The 19,337-nt window shown below is 68.8% G+C and carries 18 protein-coding genes; 14 read left to right on the top strand and 4 right to left on the bottom strand.

All coding sequences use genetic code 11. From position 1 onward, the window contains the following. Positions 1-9: 9 nt before the first annotated feature. Positions 10-780, bottom strand: a complete 771-nt coding sequence (locus ABQE93_RS09405; protein ID WP_448406819.1) for a hypothetical protein — start codon at positions 778-780, stop codon at positions 10-12. 18 nt (positions 781-798) lie between these two features. Further along, positions 799-2,196, bottom strand: coding sequence for a hypothetical protein (locus tag ABQE93_RS09400; protein ID WP_448406820.1), 1,398 nt, complete (start codon positions 2,194-2,196; stop codon positions 799-801). A 79-nt stretch (positions 2,197-2,275) separates the two neighbouring features. On the opposite strand from ABQE93_RS09400, the gene ABQE93_RS09395 reads away from it, so the two are divergent. The 3 genes from ABQE93_RS09395 to eccB are packed head-to-tail and all read left to right on the top strand — an operon-like array spanning position 2,276 to position 5,420. After that, positions 2,276-2,941: a hypothetical protein gene (locus tag ABQE93_RS09395; protein ID WP_448406821.1), complete on the top strand. Its 666-nt coding sequence runs from the start codon at positions 2,276-2,278 to the stop codon at positions 2,939-2,941. After that, positions 2,938-3,990: a polyprenyl synthetase family protein gene (locus ABQE93_RS09390; RefSeq protein ID WP_448406822.1), complete on the top strand. Its 1,053-nt coding sequence runs from the start codon at positions 2,938-2,940 to the stop codon at positions 3,988-3,990. The genes ABQE93_RS09395 and ABQE93_RS09390 overlap by 4 nt, the downstream gene beginning before the upstream one ends. A gap of 53 nt (positions 3,991-4,043) precedes the next feature. Further along, positions 4,044-5,420 (top strand): type VII secretion protein EccB, encoded by a 1,377-nt coding sequence (gene eccB, locus ABQE93_RS09385; protein ID WP_448406823.1) that lies wholly within the window; start codon positions 4,044-4,046, stop codon positions 5,418-5,420. On the opposite strand, the gene mycP is transcribed toward eccB, so the two are convergent. Beyond that, positions 5,385-6,671 carry a type VII secretion-associated serine protease mycosin gene (gene mycP / locus ABQE93_RS09380; RefSeq protein WP_448407258.1) on the bottom strand — a complete coding sequence of 429 codons (1,287 nt, stop codon included), beginning with the start codon at positions 6,669-6,671 and terminating at the stop codon, positions 5,385-5,387. The genes eccB and mycP overlap by 36 nt on opposite strands. A 35-nt stretch (positions 6,672-6,706) precedes the next feature. Further along, positions 6,707-7,990 (bottom strand): type VII secretion integral membrane protein EccD, encoded by a 1,284-nt coding sequence (eccD, locus tag ABQE93_RS09375; protein WP_448406824.1) that lies wholly within the window; start codon positions 7,988-7,990, stop codon positions 6,707-6,709. Between the two features lie 142 nt (positions 7,991-8,132). Between eccD and eccCa the strand changes: the two genes are divergently transcribed. The 11 genes from eccCa (at position 8,133) to ABQE93_RS09320 (ending at position 19,316) form a co-directional block, all read left to right on the top strand. Then, positions 8,133-11,780, top strand: coding sequence for a type VII secretion protein EccCa (gene eccCa / locus ABQE93_RS09370; protein WP_448407260.1), 3,648 nt, complete (start codon positions 8,133-8,135; stop codon positions 11,778-11,780). Further along, complete coding sequence (locus ABQE93_RS09365) at positions 11,777-12,895, top strand: type VII secretion-associated protein (protein ID WP_448406825.1); 1,119 nt, start codon at positions 11,777-11,779, stop codon at positions 12,893-12,895. Before eccCa ends, ABQE93_RS09365 begins: the two co-directional genes overlap by 4 nt. A gap of 76 nt (positions 12,896-12,971) precedes the next feature. Then, positions 12,972-13,295: a WXG100 family type VII secretion target gene (locus tag ABQE93_RS09360; protein WP_448406826.1), complete on the top strand. Its 324-nt coding sequence runs from the start codon at positions 12,972-12,974 to the stop codon at positions 13,293-13,295. 3 nt (positions 13,296-13,298) lie between these two features. Further along, positions 13,299-13,595 carry a WXG100 family type VII secretion target gene (locus ABQE93_RS09355; protein WP_448406827.1) on the top strand — a complete coding sequence of 99 codons (297 nt, stop codon included), beginning with the start codon at positions 13,299-13,301 and terminating at the stop codon, positions 13,593-13,595. Positions 13,596-13,799: 204 nt separating this feature from the next. Beyond that, a complete protein-coding gene (rplM, locus tag ABQE93_RS09350) occupies positions 13,800-14,243 on the top strand; it encodes a 50S ribosomal protein L13 (RefSeq protein ID WP_448392866.1) in 444 nt (147 codons plus the stop codon). Then, positions 14,240-14,716: a 30S ribosomal protein S9 gene (gene rpsI, locus ABQE93_RS09345; RefSeq protein ID WP_448406828.1), complete on the top strand. Its 477-nt coding sequence runs from the start codon at positions 14,240-14,242 to the stop codon at positions 14,714-14,716. Before rplM ends, rpsI begins: the two co-directional genes overlap by 4 nt. Before the next feature lie 326 nt (positions 14,717-15,042). Next, on the top strand, positions 15,043-15,441 hold the full coding sequence (locus ABQE93_RS09340) for a hypothetical protein (protein ID WP_448392868.1): 399 nt from the start codon (positions 15,043-15,045) through the stop codon (positions 15,439-15,441). A gap of 249 nt (positions 15,442-15,690) precedes the next feature. Next, the gene (locus ABQE93_RS09335; protein WP_448406829.1) at positions 15,691-16,137 is read left to right on the top strand and encodes a hypothetical protein; all 447 of its coding nucleotides are present in this window, start codon (positions 15,691-15,693) and stop codon (positions 16,135-16,137) included. A gap of 137 nt (positions 16,138-16,274) precedes the next feature. Next, positions 16,275-17,612, top strand: a complete 1,338-nt coding sequence (glmM, locus tag ABQE93_RS09330; RefSeq protein ID WP_448406830.1) for a phosphoglucosamine mutase — start codon at positions 16,275-16,277, stop codon at positions 17,610-17,612. Positions 17,613-17,651: 39 nt separating this feature from the next. After that, positions 17,652-17,957: a DUF7162 family protein gene (locus ABQE93_RS09325; protein ID WP_448406831.1), complete on the top strand. Its 306-nt coding sequence runs from the start codon at positions 17,652-17,654 to the stop codon at positions 17,955-17,957. A 39-nt stretch (positions 17,958-17,996) separates the two neighbouring features. Then, complete coding sequence (locus ABQE93_RS09320; RefSeq protein WP_448406832.1) at positions 17,997-19,316, top strand: hypothetical protein; 1,320 nt, start codon at positions 17,997-17,999, stop codon at positions 19,314-19,316. Positions 19,317-19,337: the final 21 nt, after the last annotated feature.

Here is a 19,337-nt window from a genome sequence, read left to right as displayed (position 1 = left end):
ATCGGTGTGTCACAGCGGGACTTCGACGTCCACCGTCTGGATGAGCGCGCCTGCTTGGTCGATGACCTCGACGACACCCACATACATTCCGCTGATCATCCCGGCGGGTTGCGCAGCGATGTAGAACTTGGTCTCTCCGTCCTCGAGCGCACCGCCCGGCGCTTCTTTGACGGTCGTGTCGTCAAGGCGCACAAAGAACTTCAGGTGGCCGGCGGGAATGGGATCGGCTGTTCCCGGGCGCATGAGACCCGGCGCCCTGATCTTGAGCGTGCGCTGGCCGGTCCCGCTGACCGGGTACGTGTCGGAGTCGATCGCCGTCTTCTCGAACGGTGCGGGGCCGATCAGGACGGTCTCGGTCAATTCGGTTCCACCGAGCAGGGCGATGTCGGCCAGTTTGACCATGGCCCGGGCCCAGACGGTGGGGCTGTTGGGCTTCTTATCCAGCAGGTCGGCTGTTTCCTGCGCCACTGCGCTGGTCTGGCGAAGCATGCGGCGGCTGATCGACTCCATCGCGTCGGCGACGAGCCTGCGACCCTCGGCGGCGCCGGGGTTCTGCGGCGCGTTGGGGCTGTCCACGCCCAGAATGTCCTTGGTGGCCTGTAGTCCGCCGGTCAACGCCAGGTCGACCATCTGCATGTAGGAGCCGATCAGTTTGGCCGCGGTGAAGGTGTCGGGGTCGGCGGCGTCGGCGATCGCGCCTTTGGCGATCACCCTGGCCTGGTCGACGACGTCTTTGGCGGTCTCGGTCAGCCGTTGGGCGACGACGCCGGGTTCGTCCATCGTTTTCTCCCTCTCACCTCAGGGGGTGGGTGCCTTGGGCCGGAAGTTCTCGGTGGCCGCATCGACGGCTTTCTTGGATGCGGTCTTCATTTCGGCGACCACCATGTCGGTGAGCTGATTGCATTCGGCGAGATCGAGGCCGTCTTGCCAGCGGTTGTCGAACTCTTCGACGAACTTAGCGGCGAAGGTCAGCCGGTCCTTGATGAATGTTGTTGTGTCGGAGCAGTATTCGTCGCGCAGATCGCCCGGAAGTGCGGGCACGATGACTGGCCACGTTGTCGAGGTGTCGGGCTTTGGTGGCTTACCGGTCGAGTTGCTGAATGGCGTCGTCGTGCCCTTGTAGTTGGCGGCCGAGTAAAACATGTCGGTGGCGTTGGTGGCCCAGCCGAAGGATTCGGCGAGTTTGGTCATCGCAGTCGCACTCATGCCGCTGATCAGCAACTGTTTGCTGGTGCGCACTTTCACGCCCTTGTCCGGCTGCCCGGCGACGATGGGCTTGATCCAGATGTAGCCGTTGTCGACCAGCACCAACTTGTCCACGTCCGGGTTGGTGTTGTCGAAATCCAGGTCGTAGTTGAGGAACAGCCCACCCGAGCGTTCGGCCTTCCAGAACTTCAACGCGGTGTCGAGCGTGTAGCGGTCGCAATCGCCGCTGACGGACTCGCGCATCCGGGACCAGCCGTAGGGGTTCGTCGGGTGCACCGGTTGCATATCGCAGAAGAACCGCTTGTAGAACTTACTCCAATTATCCGGCTCGATAACGGATTTCAACTTGTCGTAGGTGATGTTCGGCCATTCGGCCGTGGTGGTGACCACGCTGCAGTATTCCCGTTTGACCTTGCGCAGCCCGAAGGTGCTCTGCAGAGACGCCGCCGCGGTCGCCAGGGTGCCCGACATCAGCCGCAGCTGAGCGGAGAAGTCTTCGAGGCGGGTCGGCGGGTTCTCCAGTACCGCGCCTGCGAACTCGTCTGCGACGCCAGGGCCGACCTTGCCGGTGTCGTTGAAGCCGGCGCCCTCCGACGGCGCGGCGGCCAACATGCGGGTGAGCAGGTTCGGCTCCCGCTGTGTGCCGACACCAGCCATGGCCAGCTGATCCAGTACGTATCCGGCCACGATGGCCCGGTATGCCCAGCTCGGCGGCAGGGGTTCGCTGTCTTCGGAAGTGAGGTCTTCCACCGCAGCGTCGAGGGTGGTGGGGGTGACCCGCTCGCGGCCGGTGCGGTGCGCGTCGAAGTAGCGAAGAAGCTCCCCGTACCATCCACGTTCACCGGCGCTGCCGGTGAGCCCGGTGAAGTCGTACGCCATGGTGCGGAGGTCTTCGAACGCCACGCGGGAACGTATGGCGGGTTGGTTCAGGGTGGTGAGGTCCTCGGTGATCGCGTTGTAGAGGGCCAAGACGGACTGTCGTATAGCCATTGCCCCGCCTCTCGCTATCGAACGCTTTAGCATACCGTTGTGCGGCCCCGTCGCCGCGCCGATTTCGGGAGGATTTCGGGTGGTCAGCGACCAGATTCGAGACGACGGCAGCATCGCCGATCTGCCGTGGGCCGCGGCGTTCGATCCGGCCGCCAACGCCAGGGTGCTGAGTTCGGTGCAGGCTCGTGGTTTTCGGGCCGCGACGGAGGTCGTCAACCGGTTCGTGCGCCTCGCCGAGGCGGGCTTGGAGGGCAGCGGCGCATCCGACGGTCCGGTCGCGACGCCGGCGCGGGACGTCGACCGGGTGCTGTCGGCGTGGCAGAAGCTCGCCGATCAGCTCACGCGGTCGCTGGCGGGAACCGGTGCGGTGGCAACGCAAACCGATCCGGCCAATCTCGACCTGGCCAACGCCACCTCGAGCGGGCACCTTGTGCTCGACGCCGATTCAGCGGGTGCGGTCTCGTCGGAAGTATGGCTGCACAACGGCGGCGCGGCCGATCTGGGCAAGGTGCGGTTGCGCTGCAGCGACCTGTTGTCCCACGACGGCGCGGTCATCTCCGCGACGATGGTGCGCTTCGAACCCGATACGGTGCCGATGTTCGCCCGCTCCAGCCGCGGCGTGACGGTGCAGATCGATGTGGGCGACGACGTCGCACCCGGTTGTTACCGCGGCACGCTGCTGGCCGACGGGCACGCCGACGTCTGGTTACCGATCGCCTTGACCGTGCGTAGTCCCGACGCATGACCGGCGCCGCGCAACGGCAGGACCTGATCACCGAAGTCGAGGACCGTCTGCGCCGGGTGGCGCGCACGGTGCGGCGCTCGATGCTGGACGCCATGCCCGACGGCGAGCCCGTGCAATGGCTGTACGGTCCGATGCGCGAATACCCGTCGCGGCCGGGTAAGGCGCTTCGCCCCGCGCTGTGCCTTTCGGCCGGCCGGGCCTTCGGTGGCGATCCGAACGACCTGCTGGGCATCGCGGTCGCGATCGAATTGCTGCACAACGCTTTTCTGGTGCACGACGACATCGCCGACGGCAGCGAGATGCGCCGCGGCCGACCGACGCTGCCAACGACCCACGGTATGGCCGCCGCGCTGAACGCGGGTGACGGCCTGGCGATCGTCGCGAGCCAGGTGCTGCGACGCGCGACCAGACGGTTGGACCGTGACCTCGCCGATCTGGTGTGGGGCGAGTTCGACACCATGGCGCTGCGCACGCTGGAGGGCCAGGCGACGGAGGTGGGCTGGCAACTCGACAACGTCGAGGACGTGACCCCCGAGGATTATCTGCACCTGATCATGCACAAAACGTGTTGGTACACCACCATTCACCCGCTTCGGGTGGGTGCCATCGTCGGGTCTCGCGGCACCGCCGAGCTCACCGGGCTGGTGCGGTTCGGCTTCCATTTCGGCGCCGCGTTCCAGATCCGCGACGACCTGCTGAACCTCCTCGGCGACGAACAGACCTACGGCAAGGAGATTCTCGGCGACCTCTTCGAGGGCAAGCGCACGCTGCCGCTCGTGCACCTGCTGTCCACGGCCGTCGGGGCCGATCGTGAACTGGTGCGTGAGCACCTTCGCCGCAGCCGAGCGCAACGTTCCGCTGAGACGGTCCGCGCCATCCGCACGTTGATGGACGACTACGGCAGCATCCGTTTCACCAGCGAGTACGCCGAGGGGATCCTGTTGGTCGCCGAGGAGTACTTCGAGCAGGCGTTCGCCGACGCGCAACCCGGACCCGATCTGGACTTCTTGCGTGCCCTGGTGCCCTACGTGTGGGCCCGCTGGCGCTGATTTGGTGCGAGCCGCGTACCCGCGGGGACGATAGGCTCGGTCGCGGGGGAGCCATGGTCCGGGACGCGACGAACAGACTGCAGATCAGCGGGCACCGCTTCTTGACGCGGCGGCTGTCGCACGCCCTGGTCCGCGGCGACGCGCGGATGCTCGACGATCCGCTACGCGCACAGTCGCTTTCGCTGATCGTCGGCTGTGTGTTGGCGGCCATCGCGATCGCCGCATGCGCGATCCTGGCGTTCCTGAGCCCCAGGGGCGCGCTGGGAACCGCGCCGATCGTTCTGGTGCGCGATTCCGGCGCCCTCTATGTGCGGATCGGCGACACCGTGCATCCGGTGCTCAACCTGGCATCCGCCCGGCTGATCGCGGGCACAGCGGCCACACCCGAACTGGTCAGCGCTTCGGCTGTCGCCGATGCGAAAAAGAGTGCGCTGGTGGGTATCCCCGGTGCGCCCAACATCTCGGCGACGCTGGCGGAATCCGCCTGGACGGTCTGTGAGGACGCGTCATCGACCACAACGGTGCTGGTCGGGGCGGCCGACGGAGATCTGGATTCGCGGCGCAATGCGCTTGTCGTCGCCGGCGGAGAAGGGGCCGCAGCCACCTATCTGCTCTACGACGGGGTACGGGCGAAGGTGGATCTGCGCAACCCCGCGGTGGTGCACGCGCTTCGACTCGACGGTGTCGAGCCGCGTGTCGTGTCTCGGGCGTTGCTCGACGCGGTGCCGGAGGTGCCCGAGCTCGCGGTCCCCGCCATCGAGGACGCCGGAACACCGGGACCGGCTGCGTTGCACGGGTTCTCCGTCGGCACGGTTCTCCGCATGTCGCAGGCGGATTCGACCGAGTACTACGTCGTGCTCGGGGACGGCGTGCAGCGGATCGGTGCGGTGGCCGCCGACCTCATCCGGTTGACCTACGCCGCGGGCACCCGCGAGATGCCCACCGTCGAGCCGGGCGTCATCGGCACCGTGCCGGTGGTCGACGACCTGCCCGTCGGGCGGTTTCCCGACCGCGGCGGTGTGGCCGACGAGCCGGTGCTGTGCACGCGGTGGATGTGGTCCAGCGCGGCCGACTCCGCAGAAACTGCGGTGCTGGTCGGGAATTCACTGCCGGCCGATTCGGCGGTGACATTGGCTCAGGCGGACGGCGCCGGGATCCAGATCGACCGGGCACACCTGCCTCGCGGTCGCGCCGCCTACGTGCGGGCAACCGGTGTCACGGGGGCCGGTGCCCGCACCGGCGCGCTCTACTACGTCGACGGCTCCGGTGTGGTGTTCGGTGTGCACGACGAGGACGCCGCCACACGGCTGGGCCTGACCGCCGCACCGGCGCCCGCGCCGTGGCCCGTGCTGGCCAAGCTGCCACGGGGCCCCGAACTCAGCGTCGCGGCAGCGTCAATAGTGCGCGACAGCCTCGGGCCGCCGGCGTAGCCGTGCTCCTGCGATGACGCACGCCGACACCGCAACGCAGATCGCCGCGCCGCGCACGGCGATGTGTGCGGGTCGTTGGTCGGGTGGGTTTGCGGCGGGCATCGACACCGTGCGGGGCGCGCCGGGAGGGGCCGCGGAGACGGGGCCGGCGGTTACCGCGGCGACGGGGTCGACGACCCCGTGTCCGACCATTGGATTCCATCCGGAAGCGGGATGACGCGCCGTGGCTTCGATGCGCTGCATGACCTGTCGCGCCGTCAACTCCGGTGCGCGCGATCGCAGCAGCGCGGCGACGCCGCTGACAACCGGGGCGGCATAGCTGGTGCCCGCGATCGGCGTCGCGCCGTCGGACCCCGGTAGTTCGTCGATGACGCCTTCGCCGTCGGGATCCAGCGACACCACCCCTTCACCGGGTGCGGCGACGTCGACCCACGGGCCCGCCAAGGTGAACGCCGACGGGGCGCCGTTGGGTGCCACGGAGCCCACCGTCAGCACGTAATCGTCGTACCAGGCCGGGCTGACCACCACGCGCACACCGGACCAGTCGGGCCTGCCGGCCTGCGCCGGGTTCTGTTGCGGGCACTGTCCGGTGCCGCCGACATTGCCCGCCGCGGCGACCACGACGGCGTTCTTGACGTCGACGGCGTATGCCAGCGCGGCGCCGAGGGCACGGTCGTCGAGCGCGTCCTCGGCGGGCAGGCACGCGACCGAGGACACGTTGATCACCGTGGCGCCCATATCGGCGGCGGTGCGCACCGCCATGGCGAGGGTGTCGACGTTGCCGAACCCCGAACCCGAGGCATCGTCGACGGCGCGGAACTTCATGCTGGACTGGCGGATCGCGATGATCGTCGCGTCGGGCGCGACGCCCTGAAATGCGGGTTCTCCTGCCGCCCCGAGGATACCGGCCACGATCGTGCCGTGGCCGTCGCAGTCCTGCGTGCCGTCGCCGGTCGACACGTAGTCGCCGCCGGGGACCAGATGCGGCAGCAGCCGATGTCGCGCCACCCCGGTGTCGATGACCGCGATCGTCTGACCGCGCCCGCGGGTCAGTGGCCAAACCGACGGCAGCCCAAGGTCGTCGAGTTGGCCCGATGTGGTGGCTTCGGTGCGGTGCACGGGCAGCACACACGGCTCCCGCTGTCGGGTGGGTTGCGGTGGCGCGGGTGATGCCGCTCTGGGCAGCCGCGAGTTGTCCACGGGCGGTGGGGTCACCGCCGTGGCTGGCGCCGCCACGCACACCGGAAACATGGCCAACACCGCCGCCCACAGCAGCCGCGCCGCCGTCACAACAGCCCCATGGTGCGGACCGTCCCGTAGACGCCGGCCACCCAGCAGGCCAGCGGCACCACGGCCGCGACCGCGAGGTACTCGATGACGTCGACCAAACGCTGCGTCACGGGGCTGACCGGCCGCGTCAGCCCGGCGACACCGGCGATGACCGCCAAAAGGCTGAGCCAGTGGACATGGCCGGGCGATGCGGCGGTGGCGATCACGAAGCACGCAGTGGCCGCGACGATTCCACCGGCACCCAGCGCGGTGCGGCGAGCCGGATCCGCGTGCGTGCGGGTGCGAAGAAGCAACACGGCAGCGGTGACGGCGACGAACGCGGCGGCGCCCACCTTCGCCGCGTCGTCGGTCAGCGCTGCGAACGCGACGATCCCGCAGCCCAGCACCGCCGCGCTCGTGGCGCCCACGATCACCCCGGTCAGCACCCGATGCGCCCGCCGCACCCGGTCGGTGTCCGGGGTCGGCGCATCGGGCGGTGACGGACCGACACCGGTCATCAACATCGAGATGCGTGGCGCCACAGACAGGGCCGCGAGCGACGCGGCGGCCAGCGACGCCCCGATGGTCGCGGCGGGCAGGTGCCACCCGACCGCGACACCCGTCACCGCGGCGGTCAGTACGGCGGCCGTGGCGATCGCCGTCAACCACGTGGTGGCGCAGCGTGTCAGGCGCAGCAGGGCCACGGCCGCTGACAAGGCAGCCGCAGCCGACAGCAGAACATGCGCCGCACCAGCTGCGCCAGGGACGGCCGCGAACCCCGTTGCAGCGGCGAACATCACCGCCGCCGCGCTCAGCGTCGCCGCCAGCGCGCCGTCGGCGTATGCCCGGTCCCTCAGGATTGCGGCCACCGCCGTAACCACGGTCAGGCCCCCGGCAGTGACCAGCGCCGCGGGGGTCGCCGACCATCCGAGCGCTGCGGCGGCGGCGACCGCCGCGACCAGACAACCGGCCACCGACAATCGTGGCGGCCGCTCGTCGATGTCGGCAAGCTGCACCGCGATCTGGCTGACGTCGCTGGGTCGCCACACCGGCTTCGGCGGCACGGCGGCGGTGAGCAGCAGCGTGGTTCCGTCGTCAACGTCGTTGTCCGCCAAAGTCATCGCTTGGTCGAGCGGCTGACCGTCGACGTGGAGGAGCCGCCAACCGGTGCCGGTGACCGCAGCGGTCGTGCCGTGTGCCAGTTCCACGATGGCCGGCATCAGCGCGCACAGGTCGATGCTGCGGGGCAGCGCGAGATCCACCTCGTGGAAGTTGTCGCCCCGATCGTGCGCAACGGTCAATCGGCATAGTGCATTTCGCATCGCGACCCCCCGGAATCCTCCCGCCCGCAGTCACCGTAACCCCGCTGCAGGGCGCGTTCGCGCAGCAATCTTGTGCGCTGTGGATGGAACCGAAACGCCGTTCCCGGCGTCCAACTGTTTGATGGAGTTCGTCCGGGAAGCGCGACCTGCGGTGCCGCCGACGGTGTCCGGTGAGCTGGCTGTCGAGGCGCCGCCACCGGTACCCAAGGTGGTTGCGGTGAACCCACTTGCCCGGCTGATGCCCCTTGCCATGCTGGTGGCCGCCGTCGGGATGATGGCCTTCTATTTCACGTCCGGTGCGGCGTCTGCCCGCAACCCGATGTTTCTGTTCTTCCCGGTGATGATGCTGGTATCGGTGCTCGGCACCGTCGCCTACGGCGCGCGCGGCGCCAACCGCTCCGCCGAGATCAACGAGGACCGGAAGAGCTACCTGCGCTACCTCGACACGCTTGACGCCACGATCGCGCAAGCCGCCGAAGCCCAGCACCTTTCGCTGTGGCGGAGCCACCCGGACCCGTCAGCGCTGTGGACGCTGGTGGGCGGTCCGCGGATGTGGGAGCGTCAACGACAAGACGCCGACTTCGGCCACGTGCGGGTCGGGATCGGCGATCAGCCGCTGAGCACCGTGTTGGTGGCGCCGACGCTCGGACCGTCCGATCAGCACGACCCCGTCACCGTGGACGCGATGCGCCGGTTGATCGAGCAGCGGTCGATGCTCGCCGACGTGCCCGTCGTCGTGGCACTACCCGAGCACAGCGCGGTAACCGTCGAGGGGGACGTCGGCGCCGCCCGCGCGTTGATCCGGGCGATGGTCTGCCAGCTGGCGGTGGCACACGGACCCGACATGCTCGCCGTCGCCGCGGTGGTCGGTCCGGATACCCGTCACGAGTGGGAGTGGCTGAAATGGCTGCCACACCACCAGCATCCCCGCGAGGTCGACGCCGTCGGGCCGCAGCGGCTGGTCTACGGCAGCCTCCAAGAGGCCGTGGAGGCGGTGACGTCGCCCTGGGCCGTGGTGATCGTCGACGGCGCGCCGGCGGGTGGGTGCGACCAGGTTGCGGTCACCGTTCTGGAGGTCGGCGCGACGCTCACCGCGCCAGGGTTGCGCCTGGCGGTCGACGGTACCGTGCGGGTTGATTCGTTGACGCGGAGCCAGGCCGCGACGTGTGCACGACGGTTGTCGCCCTATCGCATCAGTGGCAGCCACGCGGGCCCGACCCGCGGGTGGTTGGAGCTGATGGGTATCGACGATCCGCACCGCATCGACCCTGAGCGGCGGTGGGCGTCGACCAAAAGCGGGCGCATCATGTCCATCCCCATCGGCGTCGCGCAGGATGGGTCGCCGGTGCGACTCGACATCAACGAGGCCGCACGTAACGGTATGGGCCCACACGGGTTGTGCGTGGGCGCAACCGGTTCGGGAAAATCGGAGTTCTTGCGCACGCTGGTGCTCGGTGCCATCGTGGCTCATTCGCCCGAGGTGCTGAACCTGGTGCTGGTGGACTTCAAGGGCGGCGCGACCTTCCTCGGATTGGAGCGGGCGCGACACGTCGCGGCGATCATCACCAACCTCGCCGACGAGGCGCACCTGGTCACCCGAATGAGCGATGCGTTGGCCGGTGAGATGCACCGGCGCCAGGAGTTGTTGCGGGCCGCAGGCGGGTTCGCGAACATCACCGACTACGAGCGCGCCCGAACGCAGGGGGCAGCACACCCGCCGTTGCCCGCCTTGTTCATCGTCGTCGACGAGTTCTCCGAGCTGTTGAGCCAACACCCTGATTTCGCGGAGCTGTTCGTGGCGATCGGCCGACTCGGCCGCTCGCTGGGTATGCACCTGCTGCTGGCCAGCCAGCGCCTCGACGAAGGCCGGTTACGCGGTCTGGAAACCCACCTCTCCTACCGGATCTGCCTCAAGACGTTCTCGGCCGGCGACTCGCGCGCGGTGCTGGGGGTTCCCGACGCCTACCACCTGCCGGGCAGTCCGGGCGCGGCGTATCTCAAGACCGCATCGGGGGACCTGACCCGGTTTCAGACCGCGTTCGTATCCGGCATCACCGCGGCGCCCGCTGTCGAGTGCGAACAGCCGTTGCTGCCGCGGACGTTCACCGCGGCGCCGGTCCTTCTGCCCACCGCGGCGAAGAACCCGGGGCCCCGGGAGGAACGCACGGTGCTGGACACGGTGTTGGACCGCGTCGGCGGGCGCGGCGCCGCCGCACACCAGGTGTGGTTGCCGCCGCTGACCACCTCGCCGACCCTCGATCAGCTCCTCCCCGGCCGGGTTCGTGGGCTGAAGGTCCCGATCGGGTTGGTGGACCGGCCGTTTGAGCAACGTCACGACGTACTGACCGTTGACCTGTCCGGTGCCGCGGGCAACGTGGCTATCGTCGGGGCGCCGCGGTCCGGTAAGTCCACGGCGTTGTGCACGATGATGCTGGCGCTGGCGGAGGCCAACGATCCGGGCGAGGTCAGCTTCTACTGCCTGGATTTCGGCGGGGGAACGTTGTCGTCGCTGCGCGATCTGCCGCACATGGGATCGGTGGCCGGACGGCGGGATGTGGACTTGTGCCGTCGCACGGTCGCGGTCATGCAGTCGATCGTCCGCGCCAGGGAGGACCGGGCCCGACGCGCTTGCGGTGACCCGACCGATCCGTTCGGCGACGTCTTCCTCATCGTCGACGGCTGGGCCACCTTACGCCAGGAGTTCGACGCGCTCGAGGCGCCGATCACCGCCCTTGCCGCGTATGGCCTTTCGTTCGGAGTCCACGTCGTCGTGACAGCATCGCGCTGGGCTGAGTTGCGGCCCGGGCTCAAAGACCAGATTGCGACGCGCATCGAGTTGCGGCTCGGCGAACCTGCCGAATCGGAGATGGACCGCAAGCGCGCCCGCCAACTCAGCACGGCTAGTCCGGGGCGCGGTCTCACCGCCGACGGTCGGGAGATGCTGCTCGCGCTGCCCCGGTGGGACGGCGTCGAGCGGTTGCAGCGCCGCTACGGCGGACGCCGCGCACCGGCGGTGGAACTGCTGCCCGGCCGCATCGAATTGGAGGACCTCGTCGCCGCGCAACCGCCAATTCCGCCGCACGTCCTCATCGGCATGGGCGAGCGTGAATTGCAGCCGGTAACACTCGATCTCGCCGCGCAGCCACATCTGCTGGTGCTGGGTGAAGCCGAGTCGGGTAAGACGTCGGTGCTGCGCCTGCTGTGTCACCAGATCATCGGCGGCGCCAGCACCGAGGAAGCACAGATCGAGATCGTCGACTTTCGCCGCACCCTGCTGGGCGTCGTGGAAACAGATCACCTCGCCGGATACGCGGCGTCCTCGGCGGCGCTCGCATCGCGCATGCGGTCGCTGCTGTCGCGCCTGGAGGCCAGAATGCCGGGGGAGAACGTCACCCAGCAGCAGTTGCGCGACAGGTCGTGGTGGTCGGGGCCGCAGATCTACGTCGTCGTCGACGATTACGACCTGGTCGCGACGTCGACGGGAAACCCGTTGACGCCGCTTGCCGACCTGTTGCCGCACGCCAAGGATCTGGGTCTGCACGTCATTGTCGCCCGCCGGTCCAGCGGTGCGGCGCGGGCGATGTTCGATCCGGTACTGGCCCGGCTGCGCGAACCGGGTTGCACCGGGCTGATGTTGAGCGCGGACCCGGAGGAGGGTGTGCTGCTCGGCGCGGTTCGACCGGCACCGTTACCGCCGGGCAGGGCCACGCTGATCACCCGCGCCGATGCGCATCAGCTCATCCAGGTCGCCTGGGTCGAGCCGCCGTGACCGAAACCGTTCTCGAAGTCGGACCCCGTCGCATCCGCGGCCCCAATAGCGTTCCTCCCGAATGGGTTTCGGCGGCACTGGAGTGCATCGACGACGACATCGCGCTGCTCGACGACCGGCCGGTGGCGGTGCAGGAACTGTGGCAGGACGTCATGCGGGCGGCCGCCGGCGAGGAGGCCGGCACGCTGGTGGTGATCTGCCCGACGTGGTGGCCGTCGGCGCGCACCGACCGGGCGCGGGAGGCGGCCCACGCCGTCGCCGAAGACGTCGTCGTCCTACAGCGCACCGAGCTGTTGCGAGCAGTGGCTGCTCCGCGGCGACCGACGATCGTCGAGTTGGCAGGTGACCTCGTCGTCGTCACCCACGCCGACGGGCGCGCGGTCGTCGTCGCGCACCACGGCGACGCGGCCACGACGGCGGAGGCGGTCGCTTCGGCGGTCGGCGCGTCGCCCGTCGTGCTCATCGATGCCCCGGACGCCGCGATCGTCGGCCGGCTGCGGAGCGACGGTATCGAGGTCCTCGAGGTCGACGAGGACGCGGTGCGGCGGGAAGTGTTGCGGTCCAGGCGCATCGAACGCCCGCCTGCCAACGCGCGGCGCGGACGTCGGCCCTGGGTGGCGGCGGTCCTCGTCGGCGCGGTAGCCGTAGCGGCGGCGGCACTGCACGGCGGAACCGCCGCCGACTCGACGGCGTGGTTGGTGGAGGGCCGGGTGGGCATCTTGGTGCCCGCCGACTGGACCGTGCAACATGTCACGACCGGCCCGGGGTCTGCGCGGGTGCAGATCGCGTCCCCTTCGCGTGGCGATGTCGCCGTGCACCTGACGCAGTCGATCGGGGCGCCCGACGAACGCCTCGAGGTGACGGCAGCCGCGCTACGCGCGGCGCTTGACGCCGAAACACCCGGTGTCTTCCTCGATTTCACTGCGGCCGGTCACCGCGCCGACCGCGACGCGGTGACGTATCGGGAAGTTCGAGCAGATCACACGGTCGCCTGGGCGGTACTGGTCGACGGGCGCGTGCGCATCGCGATCGGCTGCCAGAGCCCGAAAGGAGAGGAGCAACTGGTGCGTGAGGCTTGCGAACAGGCGATCCGCAGCGCACATGCGGTGCATTGAAAAAAGTTCTTCGGCGATGGAACCGAACGGGCCGCGCCTGCGTCCAACTTGATAACGGCACGATGAAAGGAAGCCCATGACCACACCCGCAGGCGGTGCGCTGAACACCGACTTCGACCTGATGGCCGCGGTCGCCGACAAGACCGATGCACGCAACGACGAGATCCGGGCGTTTCTGCAGTCGTTCATCGGGCGGATGAGCAGCGTGCCGCCGTCGGTGTGGGGCGGTGTGGCCGCCACCCGGTTCAGGGAGGTGGTGGACCGGTGGAACACCGAATCGCTCAAGCTGCACACGGCGCTCGCGCGGATCACCGAGACCATCCGGCAGAACCGGCAGACGCTGGCTCAAGCCAGCGAGAGCCACTCCCAGCGCCTCGGCGCCGTCGGCACGGAGTTGTGAGCCATGGACCACACGCTTGCGTACAACTTCGGTGAGATCGAGCACACGGTCCGGCAGGAGATCCACGCCACGTCGGCGCGGCTGAACGCGGCGCTCGACGATCTGCGCGCCCAGATCGCGCCGCTGCAGCAGATCTGGACACGTGAGGCTGCGCAGGCCTACCGCGTCGAACAGAGTCGCTGGGAGCAGGCGGCCGGTGCGCTCAACGACATCCTGTTCAACCTGGGCAATGCGGTTCGCGACGGCGCGGATGACGTCGCGGCCACCGACCGCAGCGCCGCCAACGCCTGGGGCGCCTAGCCCCGCCGGGACACTGTGCGGTCCCGCCTTGGAGGGGAGCCGGGCGGGACCGCACAGTACGTTTTGACCTGCGACGACGCTCGCAGGTAAGCTGCGTCGTTGGCGTGCGGAACGCCGGGCCTCGGGTCAATGTCGGTCGCCGAGGGTTTCCCACCGCAACCGCCCTGACCGGCATTAGGTAACCCGAGAAGAGAGGTATGCGCTGTGCCTACGTACACGCCGAAGGCGGGTGACACCACGCGCTCGTGGTACGTCATCGACGCCACCGACGTGGTGCTCGGCCGGCTCGCCGTCGCGGCAGCGAATCTGTTGCGCGGCAAGCACAAGCCGACATTCACGCCGAATGTCGACGGTGGCGACTTCGTCATCGTCATCAACGCCGAAAAGATCGCGATCAGCGGTAACAAGGCCGACCGCACGTTCTTCTACCGCCACTCGGGTTACCCCGGTGGCCTGCGCAGGCGGTCGCTCGGTGACGAGATGGAGAAGCACGCGGACCGGGTCGTCGAGAAGGCGATCCTCGGCATGATCCCCCACACCAAGTTGGGCCGCCAGATCAAGAAGAAGCTGCGCGTCTACGTCGGGCCGGATCATCCGCACACCGCCCAGCAGCCGATTCCGTACGAGATCAAGCAGGTGGCCCAGTGACCGAGTCAGTTGAGACGACCCCAGACACCGACACCACCGAGACTGTGGCCGAGACCGAGGCCGCCCCGCGTGAGCCCGTGGTCTTCGACCGCCCCGTGCAGACCGTCGGCCGCCGCAAGGAGGCTGTGGTGCGGGTGCGGCTGGTGCCCGGCACCGGCCAGTTCAACCTCGACGGGCGCAGCCTCGAGGCCTACTTCCCGAACAAGGTGCACCAGCAGCTGATCAAGGCCCCGCTGGTGACCGTGGATCGGCTGGAGAGCTTCGACGTCTACGCCCACCTCGACGGTGGCGGCCCGTCCGGGCAGGCCGGCGCGCTGCGCCTGGCCCTCGCGCGGGCGCTGATCCTGGTGCAGCCCGAGGATCGGCCGGCGCTGAAGAAGGCCGGCTTCCTGACCCGTGACCCACGGGAAATCGAGCGCAAGAAGTACGGGCTCAAGAAGGCCCGCAAGGCGCCTCAGTACAGCAAGCGCTGATCGACTGTTTGCAAAACCGCCGGGTTCGCATCGCGAGCCCGGCGGTTTTGTTTTTGCCAGTAACGTCCGCCGGGGTACGGAACGATGTCCGATTGAGGCCTTAGCTGCGGTCGACCAGACAGCCTTTACCTCCCAGTTAATTAGCGCAACGCATTATACGCGCGAGTTACGTTCTGTTTCTTAAATTTTGGTTTGACTTACCCCTTGAGCGTGTAACCCGTCTGTTCGGAAGCAGAGGGCCTTCCGCCAGGCAGGCAAACCTGCCACTGCGGCGGATCGCGTGTCGGGGGCCGGATCCGCTGCTTCCTGACAGAAGGGAATATCTGATGCGGAACATCGTGAAGAGAGCATCCACGGGCGCTTTGATCGGCGGATCACTGCTGTTCACCGCTGGCCTGGGCCTGGCGGGCGCGCAACCGCTCAACGTGCAGGACGGTCTCGTCAACGTGGGCGTCGGTGACGTCACCATCCTCGAGGACGTGAACGTCGGCGTCGCGGCGACCGTCGCGGCAGCTATCTGCGACGTGGCCGACATCGGCAGCGTCAATGTGTTGGCTGAGGCCGTCGACAGCGGAACGGCGCCGTCTGAGACCGTCTGCGACGTGCCAGGTGGCGAGATCACGCTGACGCAGAACGCTGGTACTCCTGGCCAGTCAGGTCAGGCGCCTGGTGGCGGCCCCGCACAGGCTCCCGGTAACCCGACGCCGGGTGGCCCGAACAACTAAACAACGCCCCAACCTCACCGCCCGCACCCTTTGGTGCGGGCGGTGAGCCGTCTCAGGCCTAAATCGGTCCGTGACCTGCCCGGACGGCGTCTTTCGCAAAGTTCGTGTTTGGTCGCACGGCGGGTGCGGGAAGTCCCGTCCGGGCGGCAGGGGCGCCTCTCGTGCGTCGGCGGGCCATTCCTGCCATCGCGGCCGCGCGAACGTTGCGCCGCGCCGGATCACTGCCGCCCATCGACAAAGGAGCATTTGATGAGGAACGTCGTGAGAAACGCTGCTGCAGGCGCCCTGATGGGCGGATCGCTGCTGTTCACTGCCGGGCTCGGTGTCGCCACCGCGCAGCCGGACGACGCCCAGAACAACAACGACCGGGTCAACGTGGCCATCGGCACCGCTGGGGTGCTGGAGGACGTGGCTGTGACCGATGCAGCGCAGATCGCGGCTGCGCTCTGCGACGTCGAGGTTGCCGAGGTGAACTCGGTCGCGGAGGCCGTCCTGAACAACGGTGCTGAGCAGGTCGTTTGCACGAACAACCTCGGCACGGTGAACATCCAGCCGGGTGGCCCGGGACAGTCGGAGCAGGCCCCCGGCCGGGCCGAGGTGGCCCCGGGACAGGCCGAGAGCGCCCCGGGACAGGGTGAGACCGCGCCGGGCGCCGCAGAGGCTCCCGCTGAGCAGCCCGCTGAAGGCCAGAACTAAATAGTCAGCGTCCACCGCCCGTGTCCGTCTGTTCGGACGCGGGCGGTGAGTCGCGGTTGGATACCGATTCGGCGGCGGCACGAGTGGTGTCGTCGCCAATTGGTTTTTCCGGCGGCGTCTGTGAGAAGTTTGTCGGCATGGCTCGACTGTTCGGCACCGATGGCGTGCGCGGGGTCGCCAACCAGGATCTGACCGCCGAACTGGCGCTGGCCCTGAGCTCGGCGGCGGCGCGCCGGCTGGGCACCGTCGGCGGGCAGGCCCGCCGGGTGGCCGTCGTCGGCCGCGATCCACGGGCCAGCGGCGAGATGCTCGAAGCGGCCGTGATCGCGGGCCTGACCAGCGAGGGCGTCGACGCGCTGCGGGTCGGCGTGCTGCCCACCCCGGCCGTGGCGTACCTGACCGGCGCCTACGATGCCGACTTCGGCGTGATGATCAGCGCGTCGCACAACCCGATGCCCGACAACGGCATCAAGATCTTCGGGCCCGGCGGCCACAAACTCGACGACGCCACCGAGGACCGGATCGAAGAACTGGTCCATCAAGGCCCCGGCGAGCGACCCGTCGGCGCGAGCATCGGCCGTGTCGTCGACGCCGAGGACGCCCTCGACCGCTACCTGCGGCACGCCGGTAAGGCGGTCACCACCCGCCTCGACGGGCTGACCGTCGTCGTCGACTGCGCCCACGGTGCCGCCTCGACCGCGGCTCCCCAGGCCTACCGGGCTGCCGGCGCCGACGTCGTCGCGATCAACTCCGCGCCCGACGGCCTCAACATCAACGACCGGTGCGGTTCCACGCACATGGAAGCCCTGCAGTCCGCCGTGGTGTCCCACCGCGCAGATCTGGGGATCGCGCACGACGGCGACGCCGACCGGTGCCTGGCCGTCGACGCCAGCGGCCGCATCGTCGACGGCGACGCGATCATGGTGATCCTGGCGCTTGCGATGCAGGAAGCCGGTGAGCTGGCGTCGAACACGCTGGTCACGACCGTGATGAGCAATCTAGGGTTGCATCTGGCGATGCGCGCGGCGGGGGTGAACGTGCGCACTACCAGCGTCGGTGACCGGTATGTGCTCGAGGAACTGCGGGCGGGCGAATTCTCGCTCGGCGGCGAGCAGTCCGGCCACATCGTCATGCCCACGCTGGGCACCACGGGTGACGGCATCGTCACCGCCTTGCGGTTGATGTCGCGGATGGCACAGACCCGCAAGCCGCTTGCGGCGCTGGCCGAGCCGATGCAGACGCTGCCCCAGGTGCTGATCAATGTGAAGGTGACGGACAAGGCGACGGTGGCCGACGCGCCGTCAGTTCGCACCGCCGTCGCGCAGGTGGAAGCCGAGCTAGGCGATACCGGCCGAATCTTGTTGCGGCCCTCGGGAACTGAGCAAGTCGTTCGGGTGATGGTGGAAGCGGCCGACGAGGACACCGCACGGCAGTTGGCGGTGCGGGTGGCCGAGCAGGTCAGCGCCGCGCGCTGAGGATGGAACCGAAAGCGCCTCCGCTGCGTCCAAACCTATATGGGACAAGCTGACGCCGCGGGTGTCGATGTTGCGGCGTTGCTCGGTGTGGCAGACCAGTATCAGTCGGTGGCCGACCTTCTCGACGGCGCGGTGCGTACGCATCTGGCCGGTCTGACGTTCGACGGAGCGACGGCGGGTCGGGAGTATGTCGCGCGGGGTGACGCTGTGCGCGATGGGCTGGAGCACGTGGTGCACCAGCTACGGCAGTGGTCGCGCGCGTGTAGTGAAATCGCCACCGTATTACGGATTTCGGCGGACCGCTACCTGGAGGCCGACGCGCGCGCCGGCAGGCGAGTGGGTTGAGCGATGGTCTTCGATGTTGCTTCGCGATTGGCTGAGGGCATGCCGTCTGTGGAGGCCGTGCAGAACTATGTGTGGGCATGCCGGATGCTCGGCTATGAGCATCCGGATCTCACGACGGACGCGGCACAGGTGTGTGAGCGGTACGCCAGCGAGGAGGGTTTGAACCTAGCGGCGTTGGATGCCGATTGCGCGTCGCTGCGGGCGGCAGCGACGACGGCGGCAGAGGCACTCGCGCGGCAGGACGATCAACGGCTTGCGCTGACGGCGGCGTGGCATGGTCGGGGCGCTGATGCGGCGCGGGAGTTCCTGCGGCGCCACGGTGAAGCGTCGGCGGTGGCAGCGGCGGCGGTGCGCACCGCAGCGGATGGCCTGGGCGAGTTGCGGGACAAGCTGTGGCAGGCCGTCGACGGCAAGGTTGCGACGGTGTTGGCCGTCGATGATCAGGTGCAGCGACCCGATTGGCTGGCGGCGGCTCAGACCGTGACCACCGGCGCCGGCGACCGAGCGGTGGCCAGTGAGCTGGTCGACCAGGAGGTAAAACCGTTTGTCGCCAACGTGATCGGCGGAGAATGGATGACGGCGATGCGGGCCGCTGTCGATGCGATCGAGGCGGCATACGATGCGGTGACGGCTGAGCTTGCGTCTGAGGGTGATGCGGTGTTCGCGGTGCCGGGTGATCTGGGCCCGGCGTGGACGCCGCCTTCGGAGACCGTCGCGTCGCAGGCGCCGAGTGTCGCGCCCGCGTGGAGTGCGCCTGCGCCCGTTGCTGTGCCGCCTACTACTGCGGCGCCTTCGGCACCCGCTGTGGCCCCGCCTGCCGTGGCGCCGTCTGCCGTGGCGCCGCCTGCCGCTGCGGCGCCGGTCGATCCCGCAGCAGCGGCGCCTGCGCTGGCTCCGCCTGCGATGCCGTCGCTCGGCGGTGGCGGCATTCCCGAGATAGGCGGTGGGCTATCAGGTTTCGCCCAGCAGCTGGGCGAAACGCTCGGCGGTCTGTTGGGGTCGGTGGGCGATGCGGGGGCCGAAGTCCCCGAGCTCGATGAACCGGAACTCGACGCGGCGGAGCTGGATGAGCCGGAGCTGGACGAAGCTGAAGAAGTCGATGACGCGGAAGCGGAGGAAGCCGCGGCCGGCGAACCCAATACTGTTTGTGAGCCACCTGCGGAAGAGCCTGTGCCGCAGGAGGATGAAGTGCTCGCGGACGAAGCTGCGGTGGAGACGGCGCCGGAGCCGACGCCACCGCCGGAGCCGCTGCCACCGCCCATTACAGAGCCACCGCCGCCTGCATCACCTGAGCCGCCACCGGGAGCGGGCACTCCGTGTGAGATAGCCGCCGACGAACTGCCGCAGGTGGGGGAGTAACCGCGCGCCGTGATCACAGCC

The organism is Mycolicibacterium sp. XJ662 (assembly GCF_053484035.1).
The sequence above is the reverse complement of the archived record's forward strand: the minus strand, read 5'-3'. Positions and strand labels throughout refer to the sequence as shown.